This is a genomic window from Halomonas sp. ISL-56, assembly GCF_018612805.1.
In the GTDB taxonomy this organism is placed as follows: domain Bacteria; phylum Pseudomonadota; class Gammaproteobacteria; order Pseudomonadales; family Halomonadaceae; genus Vreelandella.
This window is the reverse complement of record NZ_JAGGRO010000010.1, coordinates 26239-45187: the sequence shown is the minus strand read 5'-3', so window position 1 is coordinate 45187 and position 18949 is coordinate 26239. Positions and strand designations below refer to the sequence as shown.

The window sequence follows — 18949 nt, the reverse complement described above, 5'->3', positions numbered from 1 at the left end:
AAGACTGCGGGAGTGGCGAGTATTATGCCCTGGCTGTTTAATAGTTCCCTGAAAGTTTTCTTACGGCCGCTATTCATTGGCGACCGTTGATGCCCTTGCTTTTTACAGTTGTTTTCTAAGTTGCTTTTTTAATATTTATTTAATCTAATATAGTAGCGTTAAATTCGTTCGTTGTTTTATTTTTAATGTAATTTTTGTTGGGGTGTTATGTGGCTTTTATGTATCTCTTGTGCTTTTTAGTGGTTCGATTAAATCATCGGGATAATCGACATCAGCACACACGCCTGGATCGTTGAGAGAGACATTAATGACATGGCTGCTATGCTTTTTGACGAGAGTGCTAGCCCCCTTGGCGTTTTCTAAATGTGCTAACTCGTGCCAAAATTTATTCCCAAAAACAACGGGATGCCCTGGTTTTTTAAAATGTAAGGGTTGTACAATATTTTCTGCGGTTGTAATGTTAGTTACTACCTCACATGTGTTTTGGCTTACCCAGGGAAGATCGGCTAACCATATCGCTGCAGCACGGTAGTGTTGTATGTTTTCGTCATGTGTTCTTTTGTCTTGCATTAACTGTAAGAAAGCATCGCTAATGCTGTAGCCAAGGCCTAAATGACTGCGCGGGCTAATTATTGTAGAAGGTTGTATAGAGAGCCCGAATGATTCGATATTATCTTCGGGTTTAATGACGACGCAGATATTAGAAAAGTGTTTTTGAATAGACAATAAAGTGGCGTCTAAGAGTGTTTCGCCACTACTCAGTTTGGCAGCTCGTTTATCGCTGCCAAAACGGCTTGATTGGCCTGCTGCCATCACGATGACGATAATATCGTTACAACGCATGACGCTGTTTTCCACGATAGAGGCGAACAATATCGGCCATTACGGCCAGCGCAATCTCCGCGGGTGTTTTGCTGCCCAGATTGAGCCCGATGGGCATGGCGATTCTGGCTACTTGGCGTTCCGTTAGGCCGCCAGAACGCAGTAGCCGTTCGGCACGCTGTTGCGAGGTTTGCTGGGAGCCCATGACGCCAATGTAAAATGCCTCCGTACGAACGGCTTCGATCATGGCTAAATCGTCAATACGCGGGTCGTGGGTCAAAGCCACAACGGCGGTATTGGCATGGCAACCGCCCGAGGCGATAAACACGGAAGGCAGCACTGCTTGGACTTCCACGCCGGTTACGGCGAAATTTTTGCGGGCTGCGTCTCGGGGATCGCAGACAATCACTTCAAACCCCAGTGATTGGGCAAACAGCGCACAGGGCGAAGAGATAGAGGAGATCCCCGCGATAATCAGCCGTAACGCGGGCCCAATGCGGATATTGACGCTAGCCGCATCGACAGTCACGGCGGGCGTGGAGTTATTCGCAGGGTTAAAGCGCTTGCCGCTGCCATCCAATTTGATACAGCGGGTTAGCGGTTGGCGGCCAAGCAGGGTGGCGTGCATCACTTCAAGATGGGTGAGATTTTCAGTAGTTGGTGCTAGCCGCTCAACCAACACCTCAAGGCTGCCTCCGCAGGGTAGGTAGGTGCTCGCTGGGCCATTGTCGCCACCGTAGCTTACCCGTTGCACCGGCTGGGCAAATTCACCGCTATGTAGCCGTGCAATAAAATCTTCCTCAACACAGCCGCCCGAAAGCGAGCCTAGGTACTCCCCGGTGTCACACGCTACCAGCATGGCGCCCGGCTCCCGGGGCGACGAACCAAAGGTTTTTAGCACCGTACACAGCCAAACGGTCAGCCCCTGATTGGCCCATTGCAGCGCCCGCTCAATCACCTGTAGGTCTAGGTGGTGCATTAACTGACCGCCTCCATGGGGAGCCTAAGAGCCGCATGTAGTGCTTCGCGAACGGCGGCAGGCGTAAAAGGGGGATGGGTAAAGCGTACCCCTGTGGCGTCGAAGAGGGCGTTAGCTATCGCGGGGGCACCGGGCAGGGAGGCGGACTCTCCAACGCCAAGTGGCGGCAGTTCAGGTCGGTCAAGCAGCAGCACATCGATAGGGGGCAGCTCGGAGAAACGCAGAATAGGGTATCCGCCCCACTCTTTGCTGGTGGGTAGGCCATCTTCAAAGGTTACCCGCTCTTTTAGGGTGCGGCTGAGCATCTGGATCACGTTGCCATGCACTTGGTGGCGCACACCGGCAGGGTTCACCATGAGTCCCGCATCCTGTCCTACGTATAGGCGCTCGATCACAATACGGCCACTCTTCACATTGACTCTTAATTCAATCACCCAGGCAGCGAGTGCGGCGCCAAAGCCCGGGTATTTACTATGTACGTATTGAGCGTAAGCGAAGCCGCGGCCATAGCGCCAATCACCATCGCTTCTTGGGTTGGCATTGGCGCTGCCGGGTTCCCAGTTCGCGCGTTTGACTAGCGCTTCGACAAGCTCACCGGCGCGGTCGTCAGCCAGGTAACGCAACCGATAGGCGACAGGATCTTCCCCCGCCCAATAGGCGAGCTCATCGATATAGCTTTCGTGGGCGAAGGTGTTGGGCAGCGCTGAGACGCCGCGAAGCCAGGAGGCGCGCACCAGGGTCGGCACGTCGTCACAGATTATCTGCCGATAAGGGTAGCGGTAGGGCGGCACCGACGTTCGGTCGCCCATCTCAAAGGGGATATCGATAGGCGGCGTTGCCCCAGTCAGCAGTAGTGCCAGCGTGGGCGCACTGTTCGAGGGGTAGCGTGTGCTAAAACGGTAGCCTGCCGGGCAGCCATCTGCGTTTAAGCCGCCTTGGATGGCCATATACTGGGCTGCCCCTTTAGGCTCCCAACTGTGCTCCTGCTCACGGGTCAACTGTACCCGGACAGGTCGGCCCACCGCCCGTGAGAGCAGCGCTGCATCGGCGCCAACGTCATCGGCGCAGTTGCGCCCATAGCAGCCCGAAGTCTCCATGCGGGTAATCGTAATAACACTCTCATCCAGGCCGGTAAGGCGGGCGAGATCGGCTCGCAGGCTGTGTGGATTCTGGGTGCCCGACCAGACGTGAAGGGCTCCTTCTCTGGCATCGGCGACGGAGCACGAGGGGCCAATGGAGCCATGCAATTGGAAAGGCCACACATAGTGGCGATTGAGCGGTTGGTCGGCGGCGGCCAGGGCGCTGTCGAGATCACCCTCTTCGAGCAGCACGCGCTGCTTGCTGGGCAGGTCGAGCAGCGCTTTCTCGATATCGTCCAGTTGAGGCAGGCCTTTGATTGGCCGCCACTCTACCTTTAGCTGTTTGGCGGCGGCGGCGGCCTGCTCTTCACGCTCGGCCACCACGCCGACAAAGTCACCGATCACCACGACGCTGACCACCCCTGGCAAATGCGCTACGGAGCTTTCATCCACAGCCACTAAGCTGGTGCCGATAAAGTCGCCACTGTCGTAACCTGCGTAAGGCGGCCGAATAACCCGTCCATGCAGCATGCCGGGCAGGCGCAGGTCGTGGACAAAGGTCAATTTGCCGGTGACTTTATCGGGAATATCCACACGCGAGGTAGAGTGCCCCACTAGGGTGTAATCACTGGTTGGCTTAAGCGGCGCGTGATCGGCAAGCTTTAGCGCATGGCGGGCGCCCTGCAGTAACGCCCCATAGCTGACGGACAGACGGTGCTTATCGTTGGAATGAACAGTATCGTTGAGATAAATAGCGCCGTCTTGGCAGCTAAGTAGCGCGGGCTCTACCTCACAGTGCTTGGCCGCCAGCGTTAACAGGTATTCCCGCGCCTGGGCTGCGGCCCGGCGCAGTGGCTCAGCGGTGATCTGGATCGTCGCACTGGCGATGGTGGGGCCTTGGTTGGGTGCTTCACAGGAGTTGCCCAGTACCATGGTGACGCTATCGAAACCAACGTTGAGCTCTTCCGCAACGATTTGTGCCAGTGCGGTGCGTATACCGGTGCCCAGGTCTACGTGGCCGTTGAAAGCCACGATATGACTGTCACTCAATACGGCAATGAATATCTCGGGCTCAAGCGGAGTGAAGTTTGAGTGTGTACCTGGCTGTCCTGGGGCGGGCTTGGGAGGCGTTACCGGGTCTCGGTAGACTACCAGAAGGTCGGGGTCATTAAGCAGCGACTCTCTTGTATAGTCCAGCTTACCCGCCATGTCTGCCTCCCGCGCTATGCTTAAATGGATGTGTGGGTTGATATTTGGGGTGATGATATGGCGTTAATTAAGGTAAAATTATAGCGTGTACACCATAAAAGCATGATGAATTGTGTCAGCGCAAGCAGTATTTTGTGCGTTGATGTAACGCCATGCTGACCAGTGCCATAATCGTTTTACAACGCCGCCATTACTTAAAGGAGAGGGAATGACAACGGATCGTGCGCTTCACCACTCGTCTTCCGGCGAGCACCCTACGCCCAGTGAGCAGGGCTATGATTTTTCCGAACAGGTAGGGCATCTGCTCCGTAAAGCCTACCAGCGGCATACCGCTATCTTTCAGCGCTTCAGCAGCGATAAACAACTCACGGCCATTCAGTTTGTCACGCTGTGCACGGTGATGGAGCGTGGTCCCAGCTCGTTGACCGATATCGTCAACGCCACGGCGATTGACCCAGCCACGATCCGCGGCGTCATCAAACGCCTTAAAGCACGTGAATGGATCTCGCTCACCACCGACCCTAACGATCAACGTAAGGTCATGGTCGTGATCACCGAGCCCGGTGCCGAGTTAGTCGAGAACATGGTGCCCAGTGCCAAGCAGATCAGCGATCAGACCATGAAAAATCTAAACCCCGCAGAGCGAATCGCGTTGATGCACCTGCTGGAGAAAATGAACGCGGATGGGTAACACGGCAAAGGTGCGCCTCTCACCCGCGCTCTTTGAGTGCTGCTAACGCTTCATTAAGTAACCCAGCGTCTCATCCAGCCCAATCACATCGCCATACTTACTGTCGATATCAAATAAGTTGGCTTCATGGGGGGCTGGGTGGCGGTCGCCGACACAGTCGCGAACAACCATCACGCGAAAGCCATGCTGCAGCCCATCCACCGCGGTGGCTCGAATGCAGCCGCTGGTGGAGCAGCCGGTAATGATCAGCGTATCGACGCCCATGGCGACCAGCGTGGACGCCAGTGAAGTACCAAAAAAGGCGCTGGCATACTGCTTGGTCATCACCAGTTCGTCTTCACGAGGTGTCACCTCAGGGCAGAATTCTGCGTAGGGATTTCCCGCCACCATGGCCCGCATTACCGGTGCCTTTTTAACCCAAATGCCGCCATCGATCTGATCCGGGGCGTGATACAGAATATTGGTATGGATAACGGGCGTGCCCGTACGCCGAGCGGTATTTAATAGCGGCGGCATATTGGCCACGGCGTCTACCACGCCCTGGGCAAATAGCGGTGAGCCGGGGGTGGTGTAGCCCTGCATAAAGTCGACCACTAGCAGCGCTGGGCTTTTACCAAAGCCGATGCGCCCATCCCACACGCCCTTGTAGTTGTTACTAACATCATCGCTGTCATCAGTCTTGTTTGGCGACATGGCCATCTCCTAAATCAGCACCGGATATCGTTAGTAAGCCCCTGACAGGAGCGCGCCCGCACCCGGTACGATGGGTTCTAGGTCAAGTGCCTTGAGCATGGCGTAAGTGGTCGCAATCGCGGCAGTGACTACCGGTTTGCCGGTCAGTGCTTCGACCTTGGCGACCGCTGGTAAAGACGGCATTTGCACACAGGCTGACAGTACAATCGCATCCACATTGCTTAAATCCAGGCTAGCAACGATCTCCGGTAGATTAGCCGGGTCGTGGCGGGCGACATCCAGATTATTGGGGATCTCAAGCGCCCGGTAGTCGAGCACTTCAATACCTTCCTGACGGATATAGTCGACCACCATCTCGGTGAGCGGCTTCATGTAGGGTGCCACTACCACGACGCGCTTGGCTTTCATCACACCCAGGGCATCCACGAGGGCGCCTGCGCTGGTCACCACGGGTGTATCGCAGCCATTCTCTTTAGTGCGGCTGCGCAGCCGCTGCTGGGATTCGCGGTGGTAGCCAGGCCCCATCGCCATAATGGCCACTAGGCAGGCGTAGCCCATTACGTCTACCGCCGCGTCAGACAGCTCCAGGGCGCAGCGGTCAGACTCTGCGTCCATGGCAGCCAGCTCGTCCTTGCTGACGGTTTTCATACGCATACGGCTGGAGTGGAAGGTGAAGCGTTCAGGGCGGATCAACTGCCGCGCCGCCAGCATCGCCGGGATTTCGGTCTCCATGGTGATATTGGAGCTGGGGACGATCTGGCCGATACGGTATGTCTTGGTCATGGAGCTGTGAGTCATGATCATTGGCCTTTATTAGAGTTGTGTACCCAGGAAGTCTTCAAACGCGGCAAAAAAGCCATCGAAGTCATCCCAGGGAATCATATGGCCCGCTTGTTCCGCGGTGGTAATGCGAATCGTCGGCAGCAGGGAGCGTATTTCGGCGCGATCTTCATCTTGGATAACCCCGCCCTTACCCGCGCACATCAGCAGCGTAGGCACCTTGATGCTTGGGAAATCCTGGTGGATATCGACGCTATGAAACTCTTCAAACGCCTGAACAATGGCGGGTTCATAGCAGGTGTGCAGCCATTCGGCGCGCAGCCGCAGCTGGTCATCGCTCCAGGTGGGGCAGTAGTGGCGCATGGTCTCGATATCGGCACCACGTGTGCAGTCGCGAATCGAGTCCACATACCAGGGCAGCTTACTGGGGTACTCCCGACGACCTGGCCCTGAAACCGGCGGGTCGATCAGTACCAGCTTGTCGACGCCTTTGGCGCCACGGCTCATGGCGCGCAGGGCAAAACGTGCGCCCATGGAGTGGCCCGCCAGGATGACATTGTTGAGCCCCAGTGCTTCGATAGAGGCGATCACGTCGTCGGCGCAGGTGTCGGTGTCGTAGGCGAGATCTGGGCCGGTAGAGGATAAGCCACGGCCACGAACGTCGAGTACATAAGTATCAAAGTGCTGCCCCAGGCGCTCAGCCACAAAGCCCCAGGTGACTGCCGGGCTGGTAATGCCCGGTATCAGTACCAACGGCTGGCACGAGGAATCGGTGCTGTCGCCGAAGCGCAGGTAGTGCTGACGAATACCGTTGGCGTGCAGGTTGCCACCATAAAGATAATTGCTGCTCATACCGGGCTCCCTTCGTTGATCGGCTGTTTTAGCGGCACCTCAAAGGGGTCGTAGGCAAACACCCAGGCCGGGTCTTCGTCTTGACGAAGCCATGTATTGTCGTGGGAAACCTGCTGTACCCGGGAGGCGCGCTCAAATCGGTTGGTGCGGTACAGCTCGAAGGCGTTCTGATAATCGGCTGCGCCCACTTCCTCCAGGCAGCGCACCAGCATGGCGGCATCTTCAATGGCCATGGCGGCACCCTGGGCCATATGCGGCTTCATCGGGTGACAGGCGTCACCCAACAGCACTAGACGGTTTTCATGCCATAGCGGTAGCGGGTTGCGCTCCAGTAACGGCCACTTGGTAACGCTTTCGGTGCAGTCGATCAGCGCCTGCACGGTGGGGTGGTAACCCTCGAATGCCTGGCGCATCTCTTCCCGCGAGCTATCGACGAAGGAGGTGCCGTGATTCCAGTCGGGTTCAGGCACGCCCGTGACGTAGTAGTACTCTTTCTCGTCGCCGGTGACGAAGTAGACCATCATATGGCGATCTTCTGACCACCACTTTACGCAGGCTTCAAAGTCCAGGTCGTATGCTTTGAGCTTTTCCGCCGAGATAATCGCCCGGTGGGCGACCCAACCGCTGTAAATAGGCGCTTCAGGGCCGAGCAGCTTCTCGCGCAGGCGCGAGTTAACGCCGTCAGCGCCGATCACCAAATCGGCCTCTTCGATTGAGCCATCGGCGAAGGTCATGACCACTTTGTCGCCGCTGTCATCCACATCGACCAGGCGTTTATCGAAATAGAGATTGTCCTGATCAAGCGTGCTGACCATTAGTTCGTGTAGGTCGCCACGATGCACGGTGATATAGGCCGCGCCGTAGTTGTCACGAGCAAACTCACCCAGCGGGATGCGTGATTGATACTCCCCCGTCATGCCATTACGGCTAAACCAGTAGTCGGGGTGTGAGCCCATGGCATTGAGTTTTTCTTCGATACCAATGCGGCGCATGACTTTCATCACGTTAGGGCCAAGGTGAATGCCTGCCCCTAAACGAGAAAATGCCGGGGCCTGTTCGTACACCTTGGTAGGATAACCCGCTTGCTGCAGCAGCGCGCCTGCAGCCGCACCGCCAAGACCTGCGCCAATGACGGCAATGGTGGGTTTATTGTTCATCGGTTTGTTTCCTCGCTGTTTTATTTACTGCGTACTGGTTTTTGCGGACATCACTGAAGGGGAGGGTGTTCGCTTGATTGCCTGTGCTACAAGGCCCTTTTTAGGGTCAGTCGTTAACGCTTTAAAACAACGTATACACCATTTAATTCTTGGTCAAGAATTAAGTTGTAAAATATTTTTTGTACGTTAAATAAGGTTATTTGTTTTTAAATTATTGAATTTAAATAATTAAATAGTGTTTTTCGGGTTTTTTTAAAAACTTGAAATACGACTCAATTGAGTGCTATACGTTTAATAGTCTATTTTTTATGGTGTGTGCGCTTAAATGCACGATTATGGAGAGCGCTGCACACTGCTGGTGCAAAGTAGATGGCAAAGGTGACAATAGGCTAGCTATCAAGTGCTTCGAAGCGTGTTTGGAAGGCAGTATTTATTAGTAGTATCTAAGCCAGTCCCAATGCTTTATGTAAGCGAGATGGCTGCTTTAACAATAACGATGATGATCCCCTATGACGCTAAAGCTAACTATCAATGGGCAAGAACGTGAGCTAGCGGTGCCGCCGCAGACACCGCTGCTCAATGTGCTGCGTAATGACCTGGCGCTCAATGGCCCGAAATATGGCTGTGGCTTAGGCGAGTGTGGTGCATGTAGCGTACTGATCGACGGTATGGCGGCACGTTCCTGCGTGCTGCCTGTATCCGCCGCCGTTGGGCATAACGTGACGACCCTTGATGGACTTGCCCAGGATGGCCAGCTTGATCCTGTGCAGCAGGCCTTTATCGACGCCCAGGCGGCGCAGTGTGGCTACTGTTTGAACGGCATGATCATCACTGTTCGCGGGCTGTTAAATCATAATGCCCAGCCCACTGCAGAGCAGATTCGCGCGGCGTTAGAGCATAACCTTTGCCGTTGCGGTACCCACGTTGAAATTCTCCAGGCAGCTGAACGTGCCGTAGTGATTAATGCGGTCGCGCTGGAGAAGACACCTTATGAGTGATGGGTCGATGCTCAATGGCCAGCAGGCACCGGCCGGTACCTCCGCACTGCTGGCGAAGGCACGCTACGGTGTGGTGGTGCGACCCCCTTTCTACCGTTGGAGCGACGGGCGCTTTGCAAGTGACCGCTTGGTTGGCGTCGACAAAAATAGCCTCGCCTCACTCTCCGGCCCTATCGACGTGGTGGTGGAAGGGGACTTTGTGGGGGTGGTGGCCGATAGTTTGGCTTTGGCAACCGATGCGGCTAAAAAGTTGAAAGTGGAGTGGCGAACTGTTCGTCAAGCTGCTGATAAATCGCCCGCTAAAATGCCCGTTGAAGAGAGTCATCCGCCATACGCATCGGCGAGCCATGCGTATGGTTGGCCCAGTCGAATGCGCTGGGGCAATCATCCCAGCTGGGTAATCGCCGATTATAGCGACCAGCAATTGAGTGTATGGGGGCAGACCGCCACCCCAGTTGCACTGAAGCAGGATCTAAGCCGGTTAACCGCGCTGGATGTCAGCCAGATTGAGCTCTACAGCGCAGAGAATAAGCACTCAACGCAGCAGGCGTCGGGATTGGGCCGCCACTGCGGCGATGATGCCGCCGTAGATGCCGCGTTGATGTCGCGGGCAGTGGGCAGCCCCGTCGCCGTTTGGCTTGATGCCCGCTACGCCAAGGACGTTGAAGCGCTAGGGCAAGCGCAGCGGATTACCCTAAATGCGGATCTCGCCAGTGACGGTGAGATAGCCCGTTATCGCTATCAGCAGGCCAATCTCACCGGTGAGGTGGCCGCCGTCGGGCTGTGGCTAAGCGGCGCCGCCGCAATCGCCGAGCTGACGGAGTTCCCTGCTGGAGATAACGGCACACCGCCGTTCTCGCCTTATGTCTTTCGCGATCAATACCTTGCCGCACGCTCCCAGCCAGCCTCGCTTGCCACCAATCCCACCTTGATCGGTATACAGCAGGCGTTTGCACGGGAATCCTTTTTAGATGAGGTTGCCCGCGAGAGCGAGCAAGATCCCATCGCGCTGCGGCTGCGACATTTAGAGGATGCGCGGGGCATTGAGTTGATTGAGTCCGTGGCTAAACGGGCCGAGTGGCAACGTTCGTCCACTCCATCATCGGAATCACTATCCCAGGATCTACTACGCGGGCGAGGCTTTGCCTACTCCCAGCTACCTGACCGCGAACAACGCGTGGAATCGGGGGTGCGCTCTGCCTGGATTGCCGATGTGGAGGTCAATCGTATTACCGGCGATGTCCAGCTTACCCGCTTGGTAGTGGGTCAGGATGCTGGCCCTGATATTGATACGGCGCGTCTGCAGCAGACGTTACAGGCTCGCGTGTTGGGCGAAGCGCGCCCCTTTTTGGGGCATGAACCCCGTTTTGACGAGTGGGGTGATGGTAGTGGTGCGCTGACTAAACATGAATCTTCAGCGTTAGCGCCAACCGCGTCTTCGCCAACCCTGTATTCGCCTAGTGCTTCGGTGGCCGCTGTTGGGGAAGACGTACTAACCGGTGCGGAGCTGTCGCCGGGGGTTGCGGTTATAGCCAATGCGCTGTTCGATGCCACCGGCCTGCGTTTTCGCCAACCGCCGTTTACCGCCAACCGCGTACGCCAAGCACTTGAAGAATCGGCGATCGAGGGCTCAGGGCGGCCATCTAAGCCAGTTAAACAGTCGCGCTCCACGAAACGGCGCTGGTTGGCCGCCGCTGCGTTCACCACCATTGCAGGCACTGCGGCCATGGCCTGGCCGTGGAAAGGAGCAATCGCGCCCGTTTCCCGGCCCGCTGCCAACCTCTATTCCGCCGAGACTATCGAGCGCGGGCGGCTGGTCGCTGCAGCGGGTGATTGTGCGGCGTGCCATACCTCCGAAGGTGGCGTGACCAATGTGGGCGGACGTGCTTTTGAAACGCCCTTCGGGACGCTTTACAGCACTAATATTACCCCGGATGAATCAACGGGGATTGGCCAGTGGTCCTACGCGGCGTTTGAGCGGGCCATGCGCCATGGCATCAGCCGTAATGGCAGCCACCTTTATCCTGCTTTTCCCTATACGGCCTTTGCCAAAACCAGTGATGCCGACTTGCAGGCGCTTTATGCCTACTTAATGGCTCAGCCACCAGTAGCGGCTGCAAAAACCATCAATGAACTCTCTTTTCCCTTCAGCGTGCGCACTTTAATGGCGGGCTGGAACGCGCTTTACCACGACCCAGCTCCCTTCCAGCCAGACCCCATGCAAAGCGAGCTGTATAACCGGGGTGCCTATCTGGCCGAAGGGTTAGGCCACTGTAGCGCTTGCCACAGCCCACGTAATGCCATGGGTGCCGAGAAAAGCGGCGAAGCGTATTTGGCCGGTGCCTTTGTAGATGGCTGGGAAGCGCCACCGCTTAATGCCTTGTCGCGTGCCCCTGTACCGTGGAGTGAAGCATCGCTTTACGACTATCTACGCCAGGGCGAATCGGCACTGCATGGCGTTGCTTCCGGCCCGATGGCCCCGGTGGTAGCGGGCTTGGCCGAACTGCCTGAATACGACGTGCGCGCCATTGCCCATTACGTGGCCGCCCAAATGCAGGCGCCCACAGGCAATAGCGATGCCGATGTGGCGGGGGCAGAACAGCGCGTGGCAAGCGCAGCGCTTAGCGCCCCCGAACTAGAGGCAGGCGAGCGGCTATTCGAGGGTGCCTGTGCGGCCTGCCATGTGGCATCTGGTGTACCGACCTTTTCAAGCGCGAGCACCAACCTGGCGCTGAATACCAATTTGCATAGTGATCACCCTGATAACGTTATTCAGTCAATTTTGGGCGGTGTTCACGCGGAGCACGTGCCCGGTGTGGGTAGCATGCCTGGCTTTGCCGACAGTTTTAGTAATACCCAGGTCGCTGATTTGGCGACCTATCTCCGAGCGCGTTTTGCCCCAGAGAAAGCGCCTTGGCAACAAGTAGAACAACGCATTGCTGATTTACGCCAGCCTCACCACAACAACACTCACTCTACTCCCTGACGTAATAAAACGAGGTGGACTATGAAACGTAGTAAATGGATATGGCTAGTTTGGGCCGTCGTCTTGCTGAGCTATTTAGTGCCTTACACCCTATTGAGCGGTGTCGCGCTCTGGTACGGCAGCTTCCTGTTTTGGGCGTGTGCAGGGTTAGCGGTTATTGCACTGAACGTGTTTATCACTAAAGATTTTGAGGAGCACAGCAATGACTGAATCACTCATCTGGTGGTCCATTGCCATCTACTTAGTGATCGCGATCGGCATTGCGGTTATGTCCCGACAAGGCCCTTCTGAAAGTATGTCGGGATACTTCCTGGGCAACCGACAAATGAACGGCTTTGTCTCTGCGCTAAGTTACAGCGCCACGACTTACAGCGCCTTTATGATGGTGGGCTTGGCAGGCCTTACCTATGCCGGCGGTGTGGGCGCGCTCGGCTTTGAAATTATCTATTTTGCCGGTGTTTCGCTGGTGGCTATCTTTGGGCCCAAGTTCTGGGCAGTGGGCAAAAAGTTCGGCTTTGTGACCCCAAGCGAGATGTTAGGACATCGCTACAACAGCAAGCATGTGGCGATGGCCGTCTCCATCGCCAGCTGTATCTTCCTGATTCCTTACTCGGCCGTTCAGCTTGCTGGCGTGGGTTACCTGCTGCAAGGCATTACCGATGGGGCGATCACCTTTACCACCGGCGTCGTGCTGGCCACGGTGATCGCGATCTTTTTCTCTTATATCGCTGGGATCCGTTCGGTGATGTGGACCGACTCTCTTCAGGCGATCATGATGATTGTCGCCTCAACGCTGGTGGCCTTTCTGGTTGTTCAGGGCCTGGGTGGCTTTGGCGCGTTATTCGATACGCTGGCAACGGAGCACCCCCAGTCACTAACGGTGCCTGGTTCAGGGCTATTCAGCTTTGTTACTTTCTTGGGACTGACGATTCCCTGGTTCTTCTTTAGCCTCTCGAATCCTCAAGTCAGCCAGCGCCTGTTTATGCCCTCTTCGCTGCGCTCGATGCGCCACATGCTGATTGGCTTCCTGGTATTTGGTTTTATCTACACCATGGTGTCGGTGCTGTGGGGCTTCTCTGCCTTAGCCGCCTTCCCTGGTCTGGAGCGGGCAGACTTGGCCACACCGACACTGCTGGCATCAGAGTTTGTCCCACCCGTGCTAGGTGTCATCGTGATGATCGGCATTATGGCGGCGGCCGTCTCCACCATTGACTCGATCATGCTGACCCTGGCCTCCATGGTCTCCCGTGATGTGTATGCCAACGTCAAACCTAACGTTAGTGAAAAGCGCCAACTGCTGGTGGGTAAGTTTGTGGTGCCGGTAATTGCACTAATGGCGTTAGCCTTCGCCGAGCTGCAGCTTGACCTGATTGCGGTGCTGTCAGTGGCTGCATCGTCGGGCCTAGTCGCCATGGTGCCTGCACTAATTGGCGCCTTCTATTGGAAACGCGGCACGGCCGCCGGTGCATTGGTGAGCGTGGTGGGCACTAGCGCCTTTGTACTGTTGATGTATGCCACCGGTAACTCGCTGCTGGGCCTGCCTGCCGGCGTATGGGGCATTGTGGTTGCCAGTGTGCTGTTTGTTGGCGTCAGTCTCGTGACCAAACCCCATCAAGCCACCACGGATGCATTCCTTACCGCCATCGCGGAAGAGCTGGGTAAAAAGCGCCGTTCTTCTAACGATCAGGTGTCTAAAGAGGCGGCTGCCTAGCTGCTTATTACGGCCAAACAATAGAGCGCTGGGTATGCCCATTGGCGAGCTTAAGCGCTCTCAGCAAACACTTCCCGGTACGCTATAGCAGAGCTTGCGCCCGGGAAGTTAGGAGACGTTATGGATCATGCAAGCTTTACGGAAATTTGCCTCCACCAGCTAAAAATGTCTGGCGTACATGAAGGCGAAAAACTCGTTGTTCTGACCCAGGGTAGCGAACGCCTTGATTATGCCGACGCCTTTATGGCGGCGGGGCAGCGCTTAGGCGCCAATATGTACCATATGCGGTTACCCGCACCACTACCCACAGGTGGTTGGGCCGTGGGAGCAACGGGGCTTGCCAGCATGCCCGATGCAGTGGAAGCGCTAAAAAATTGCGATATGCTGATCGACTGCATTTTTCTGCTGTTCTCGCCGGAGCAAATGGCAATTCAAGCCGCGGGCACTCGGATATTAACGGCAGTTGAGCCCCCAGAGCTGCTGGCCAGAATGCTGCCCACCAAGGAGTTAAGGGAAAAGGTCGAGCTGGCCGCCGCGCTACTGGAAAAAGCCAAGGTGATGCGCATCACCTCACTCCACGGTACCGATGTCACCTACCAACTGAATACGTACGCTACCGTCGCCGAGTATGCCTGCACCGATGAGCCTGGTCGCTGGGATCACTGGCCCTCTGGCTTTGTATTTACCGGCGGCGATGACGATGGCGTTGATGGCACCATTGTGGTGGCGCCAGGCGACATCTTGCTGCCGCAGAATATGTACGTCCGAGAGCCCATTACGTACACCATCGAAAAGGGCTGGATTAGCGATATACGGGGCGGGCTGGATGCCGAGTTGGTGAAATCCTATATGGATAGCTTTAACGACCCGCGCGGCCTGGGGATGAGCCATGTGGGCTGGGGCATGAATCCAAACGCCAAATGGCACCGTATGGTGCCGGGTGAGTTCCCCGGTGGTATGGGCATGGAGCCGCGCAGCTTCTATGGCAACGTGATGTTCTCTACAGGGCCAAACAGTGAACTAGGTGGCCCCAACGATACCGCCTGCCACCTCGATATTCCCATGCGCAACTGCTCGCTGTTTCTCGATGATGAACCGGTTGTGATTGATGGTGATATCGTCGTTAAAGAGTTACAGATGGGTAGAAGTTAGCGCGTCAGCAGTATGCTAAAAAAGCCCCGGTTGGGGCTTTTTTACTTCAAGTCCATGCGTTTAACTGCTTAAGATAATCATCCTGCGCCTGGCTGGCGCTGACCGGCGTTAGCCACACCTCGGTGCCGGGCAGGCACTGGGAAAGCGTGGCGCAGGCGATGGGGGTGAGGGCGCCTAGGCGCGGGTAGCCGCCAATGGTTTGGCGGTCGTTCATCAGTACGATGGGTTGACCATCCGGCGGTACCTGTACCGCCCCCTGCGGAATGCCTTCAGAAATAATCCCCGTCAGCGAGCCATGAAGCGCAGGGCCGGTGAGCCGCACGCCCATTCGGTCGGCGCGGTTATCCACTGTCCAGGGGTGGTTGAACGCCTGGAAGAGTGCGCGACCGCTAAACGAGGCGATTTGCGAACCTAGTACGATAGGCAAGCGGCAGCCCGAGGTGGGCATAAGTGGGCCTTGGCCTTCTGGAATTCGGCGTAGTGCAGGAGCGGTGCCTTTCCAGGTTAAACGGTCGCCCACTTTTAAGGGCTTGCCGTCTTCATGCAGGCCGCCCAGCTGTTCCCGGGCGGTGCAGGCACGGCTGCCCAGCACCTCCGGCGCGTTTAGCCCGCCGGGAAAGGCGAGGTAGGCGCGCAGGCCGTGGCGCGGTTGGCGGAACTCCAGGCGCTGGCCGGGCAGTAGCTTAAAGCTGGCGTTGGGAGCGAGCGGCTTGCCATCCAGTTGGGCGTCCAGATCCGCACCGGTCAGCGCTAGGCGCACCTCGCGTTCGGTTTCAAAGCTCAGGCCGCCGCCCATAACGATTTCCAGCGCGGCGCTGTTTAATGCGTTGCCCAGCAGCCAGTTGGCCCAACGAAAAGAGATCCAGTCGGCGGCGCCGCCCTGGGTAACGCCTAAATGGCCGACGCCAAAGCGTCCTGCATCTTGAATCAATGCCAGTGGGCCTGCTTGTTTAACCACTATGCCTGTTTGCGCATTGTTCGTCGTGACCTGGCTCATGGGCGCTCCTCCATGGGCGTGGTATCGCCACCGTCCGCTTCAAACTCCGCCCGGGAGATGGCTCTAAAACGCACCTTGTCGCCGGGGCGGAAAAGTGGATCGCCGCGCTTGGCATGCTCGAACAGCGGCACGTTGGTGCGGCCCAAAATGTTCCAGCCGCCCGGCGAGAGCAGTGGGTAAATGGCGGTTTGACGATCGGCAATACCCACGCTACCTGCTGCCACCTTGCGGCGCGGCGTTTTCAGGCGCGGCGTAGCGAGGGATTCGTCTACCAAGCCCATAAAGCCATAGCCAGGGGCGAAGCCGAGTGCGAATACACAGTAGTCGTGGTTGCAGTGCTGCTTAATCAGCTCATTCACGCTGATGCCAGCACGCTTGGCGACCAGGGGTAACTCAGGGCCCACTCTTTCGTCGTACCACACCGGGATATCGTGCAGCTCACCGGCTTGAGTATCCACAGGGGTAAGGCCTGAAAGCGCCTTGTGGATAAGCTGCATAGCCTCGCTATGGGCTAACTGCTGGCAGTCGTAATGCAGCAACAGCGTGGTGTAAGAGGGCACTAGGTCAATTAACACGTTCCCAAAGGCGTTACGCAGCGCTTGGTCGGCGGCGATGACCCAGGCCATATTGGCTTCGTCGATGGCGTCGAACAGGCGCACCATCAGGGCATCCATGGCGGCGGTTTCAATGCGCACCTTCACGCCTGCTCCAACGCCTGAAAGGCCTCGCGGATAGCGCGAACGGCAGCCACGGACTCAGGATTATCGCCGTGAACACAGAGGGTGTCGCAGGCTAACTGCAGCTGGGTACCGTCAAGTGCGGTCAGCGGCTCGCCTTTGGCCAGCATAACGGCTTGATTGACGATGGTGTTCTGGTTGTGGTGAACGGCATTGGGTAAACGCCGTGAGGCCAGGTGGCCGTTGGCGTCGTAGGCGCGATCAGCAAAGGTCTCGAACCACAGGGTAATGCCCATTTTGGCGGCTAACTCGCGGTGCGGCTCGGGGTTGGCGGTGGACATAATCATCAGCGGTAGGCTGGAATCGTAAGCACGCACCGCGCGCATCACGCCTTCGAGCAGCGCCGGGTTGGCGGCCATGTCGTTATACAGCGCGCCGTGAGGTTTGATATAGCTTAGCTGAGTACCTTCGGCTTGGCATATGCCCGCCAACGCACCGACTTGGTAGAGCACCATATCTTCCGCTTCTTCTGGCGAGCAGGCCATGGAACGGCGACCAAACCCCATCAAATCCGGGTAACCGGGGTGCGCGCCAATACGTACGCCATTTTGAACCGCGAGTTTGACGGTGCGGCGCATCACGTGGGGGTCAGAGGCGTGGAAGCCGCAGGCGATATTGGCGCAGTCGACATACGGCATTGCTTCGGCATCCAGCCCAATCGTCCAGTTGCCGAAACTTTCGCCCATATCGCAATTAAGCAGAGGGATAGCCATAGCGACTCCTGTTAGTTGTTAATGCGTTGACCTGGCAAAAGTAGCATCGTCAGTCCCCACCAATATATGAACACGGCTTGCTGAGTGCCAATCGTTTTTGTCGATACTAACTATCGGGTGCTCCTATCATATTGTTATTTATTGAAAAATGGTTGACGGAGGGAGGCGATACGCTTATCACAGTATAGGCGTGGCGTGATAATAACGTTGGTCGCATTTTGCTGTCGGGAGTGGTCTCAAAGTTGCATAGTGAGATGGTCGCTGTGTGTGGTAACCCTCGACAGTCAGGATGTAACAGCGCAACGGTGTTTTTCCACTTTAGAAGGTTATGGGTAGGCGAGTCACTATGCTCGATTTTAAAGAACTTGAGGCGTTTGTATGGGCGGTAAGGCTTGGCTCCTTCCGTAAGGCGGCGACCCGCCTGCACCTTACCCAGCCTTCTGTATCTGAGCGTATTTCACGCCTTGAATCCACGGTAGGGGAATTGCTGCTGGAAAGGTCTGCTCGGCCTATCCAGCCGACCATGCGCGGTCGTGAGTTCTTTGTCCACGCTGAGCGGATGCTGCACCAACGCGATGAGGCAATGAAGCTATTCGATAGCGAAGAGGCTTTTTCTGCACCACTTCGGCTCGGCACGATTGAAACCATTGCCCATAGCTGGTTTCCCGACTTTATGCGCAGGCTCACCGAGCGGTACCCGCGTCTCACCATCGAATTGACGGTTGATTATTCGCCGGTGCTGAATGAGCGGCTACTGAGCAATGAGCTGGATATTGTGCTGGCGATGAATGGTTATTCGCCGCAGAAGCAGATCGAGTCCGAGTCACTGAGCCCCTACGAAATGGGCATGTTTGTCTCTCCCCGGCACGCCAAGCTGCTGAGTGAAAGTGCTGACAGCTGGGGTAAACAATTGCCGTTTATTTCGTTTGGTAAGCAGGCGCGCCCTTATGCGGAGCTGTTGAATTACTTAGCAGAGCAGGGCGTGGCCAGCCCGCGTATTCATAGCGTTAGTACCTTGATGACGATTGTACGCATGACCACCGAAGGGCTAGGGATCGGCGCGCTGCCCGTTGCCACTGTGCTGGATGAGTGGCAGCGGGGGGAGCTCTACCGCCTTGAGCTGCCGGTGCCATTACCGGCTATGCACTATGATGCGATATGGCGCAATGCGAATCATCCGCGCTTTTGCCGAGGCGTTGCCCGCTTAGCCCAGCAGTGTGCCTGCCGCTACGCCCAGGCGCGGCGTGCCGATATGACAACAACACTTTTCTCCGGGCGCTGGGTTGCTACCTACGCCTCCTCTGGTACCACCGAAGCAATGCACTAGAAGCAATGCACTAGAAGCGACGCACTAGAAGCAACGAACTATTAGAAGCACCACACTATTAATAGA

At 56.5% G+C, this 18949-nt stretch carries 17 protein-coding genes; 7 read left to right on the top strand and 10 right to left on the bottom strand.

Annotated features, from left to right (window positions below):
• Positions 1-216 precede the first annotated feature (216 nt).
• From J7J49_RS07710 to J7J49_RS07700, 3 genes are read right to left on the bottom strand one after another with little or no spacing between them, the layout of a single operon-like run.
• A complete protein-coding gene (locus tag J7J49_RS07710; RefSeq protein ID WP_215091532.1) occupies positions 217-843 on the bottom strand; it encodes a nucleotidyltransferase family protein in 627 nt (208 codons plus the stop codon).
• Positions 833-1801, bottom strand: a complete 969-nt coding sequence (locus tag J7J49_RS07705; protein ID WP_215091530.1) for an XdhC family protein — start codon at positions 1799-1801, stop codon at positions 833-835. The genes J7J49_RS07710 and J7J49_RS07705 overlap by 11 nt, the downstream gene beginning before the upstream one ends.
• Positions 1801-4089, bottom strand: a complete 2289-nt coding sequence (locus J7J49_RS07700) for a xanthine dehydrogenase family protein molybdopterin-binding subunit (RefSeq protein WP_215091528.1) — start codon at positions 4087-4089, stop codon at positions 1801-1803. The genes J7J49_RS07705 and J7J49_RS07700 overlap by 1 nt, the downstream gene beginning before the upstream one ends.
• Positions 4090-4297: 208 nt before the next feature.
• Between J7J49_RS07700 and J7J49_RS07695 the strand changes: the two genes are divergently transcribed.
• A complete protein-coding gene (locus J7J49_RS07695; RefSeq protein WP_215091526.1) occupies positions 4298-4780 on the top strand; it encodes a MarR family winged helix-turn-helix transcriptional regulator in 483 nt (160 codons plus the stop codon).
• 42 nt (positions 4781-4822) lie between these two features.
• On the opposite strand, the gene J7J49_RS07690 is transcribed toward J7J49_RS07695, so the two are convergent.
• The 4 genes from J7J49_RS07690 to J7J49_RS07675 are packed head-to-tail and all read right to left on the bottom strand — an operon-like array spanning position 4823 to position 8262.
• Positions 4823-5473, bottom strand: a complete 651-nt coding sequence (locus J7J49_RS07690; protein WP_215091524.1) for an N-carbamoylsarcosine amidohydrolase — start codon at positions 5471-5473, stop codon at positions 4823-4825.
• A 30-nt stretch (positions 5474-5503) separates the two neighbouring features.
• Complete coding sequence (locus tag J7J49_RS07685; protein WP_502793507.1) at positions 5504-6256, bottom strand: maleate cis-trans isomerase family protein; 753 nt, start codon at positions 6254-6256, stop codon at positions 5504-5506.
• Between the two features lie 30 nt (positions 6257-6286).
• Positions 6287-7105, bottom strand: a complete 819-nt coding sequence (locus J7J49_RS07680; protein ID WP_215091522.1) for an alpha/beta fold hydrolase — start codon at positions 7103-7105, stop codon at positions 6287-6289.
• On the bottom strand, positions 7102-8262 hold the full coding sequence (locus J7J49_RS07675; RefSeq protein WP_215091520.1) for an FAD-dependent monooxygenase: 1161 nt from the start codon (positions 8260-8262) through the stop codon (positions 7102-7104). The genes J7J49_RS07680 and J7J49_RS07675 overlap by 4 nt, the downstream gene beginning before the upstream one ends.
• A 509-nt stretch (positions 8263-8771) precedes the next feature.
• On the opposite strand from J7J49_RS07675, the gene J7J49_RS07670 reads away from it, so the two are divergent.
• From J7J49_RS07670 to J7J49_RS07650, 5 genes are all read left to right on the top strand, one after another.
• The gene (locus tag J7J49_RS07670) at positions 8772-9260 is read left to right on the top strand and encodes a (2Fe-2S)-binding protein (RefSeq protein ID WP_215091518.1); all 489 of its coding nucleotides are present in this window, start codon (positions 8772-8774) and stop codon (positions 9258-9260) included.
• Positions 9253-12246: a c-type cytochrome gene (locus J7J49_RS07665; RefSeq protein ID WP_251048199.1), complete on the top strand. Its 2994-nt coding sequence runs from the start codon at positions 9253-9255 to the stop codon at positions 12244-12246. The genes J7J49_RS07670 and J7J49_RS07665 overlap by 8 nt, the downstream gene beginning before the upstream one ends.
• 21 nt (positions 12247-12267) lie before the next feature.
• The gene (locus J7J49_RS07660; protein WP_064235471.1) at positions 12268-12456 is read left to right on the top strand and encodes a hypothetical protein; all 189 of its coding nucleotides are present in this window, start codon (positions 12268-12270) and stop codon (positions 12454-12456) included.
• On the top strand, positions 12449-13957 hold the full coding sequence (locus J7J49_RS07655) for a sodium:solute symporter family protein (protein WP_215091516.1): 1509 nt from the start codon (positions 12449-12451) through the stop codon (positions 13955-13957). Before J7J49_RS07660 ends, J7J49_RS07655 begins: the two co-directional genes overlap by 8 nt.
• A 120-nt stretch (positions 13958-14077) precedes the next feature.
• A complete protein-coding gene (locus J7J49_RS07650) occupies positions 14078-15109 on the top strand; it encodes a 2,5-dihydroxypyridine 5,6-dioxygenase NicX family protein (protein WP_215091515.1) in 1032 nt (343 codons plus the stop codon).
• A gap of 46 nt (positions 15110-15155) precedes the next feature.
• Here J7J49_RS07650 and J7J49_RS07645 read toward each other — a convergent pair whose 3' ends face one another.
• From J7J49_RS07645 to J7J49_RS07635, 3 genes are read right to left on the bottom strand one after another with little or no spacing between them, the layout of a single operon-like run.
• On the bottom strand, positions 15156-16106 hold the full coding sequence (locus tag J7J49_RS07645) for a 5-oxoprolinase subunit C family protein (protein WP_215091514.1): 951 nt from the start codon (positions 16104-16106) through the stop codon (positions 15156-15158).
• Positions 16103-16807, bottom strand: a complete 705-nt coding sequence (pxpB, locus tag J7J49_RS07640; protein WP_215091513.1) for a 5-oxoprolinase subunit PxpB — start codon at positions 16805-16807, stop codon at positions 16103-16105. The genes J7J49_RS07645 and pxpB overlap by 4 nt, the downstream gene beginning before the upstream one ends.
• On the bottom strand, positions 16804-17556 hold the full coding sequence (locus J7J49_RS07635; protein WP_215091512.1) for a 5-oxoprolinase subunit PxpA: 753 nt from the start codon (positions 17554-17556) through the stop codon (positions 16804-16806). The genes pxpB and J7J49_RS07635 overlap by 4 nt, the downstream gene beginning before the upstream one ends.
• Positions 17557-17902: 346 nt before the next feature.
• Here J7J49_RS07635 and J7J49_RS07630 point away from each other — a divergent pair, with 346 nt between their 5' ends.
• Entirely contained in the window at positions 17903-18883 is a 981-nt protein-coding gene (locus tag J7J49_RS07630; protein WP_215091511.1) for a LysR family transcriptional regulator, read from the top strand.
• Positions 18884-18949: the final 66 nt, after the last annotated feature.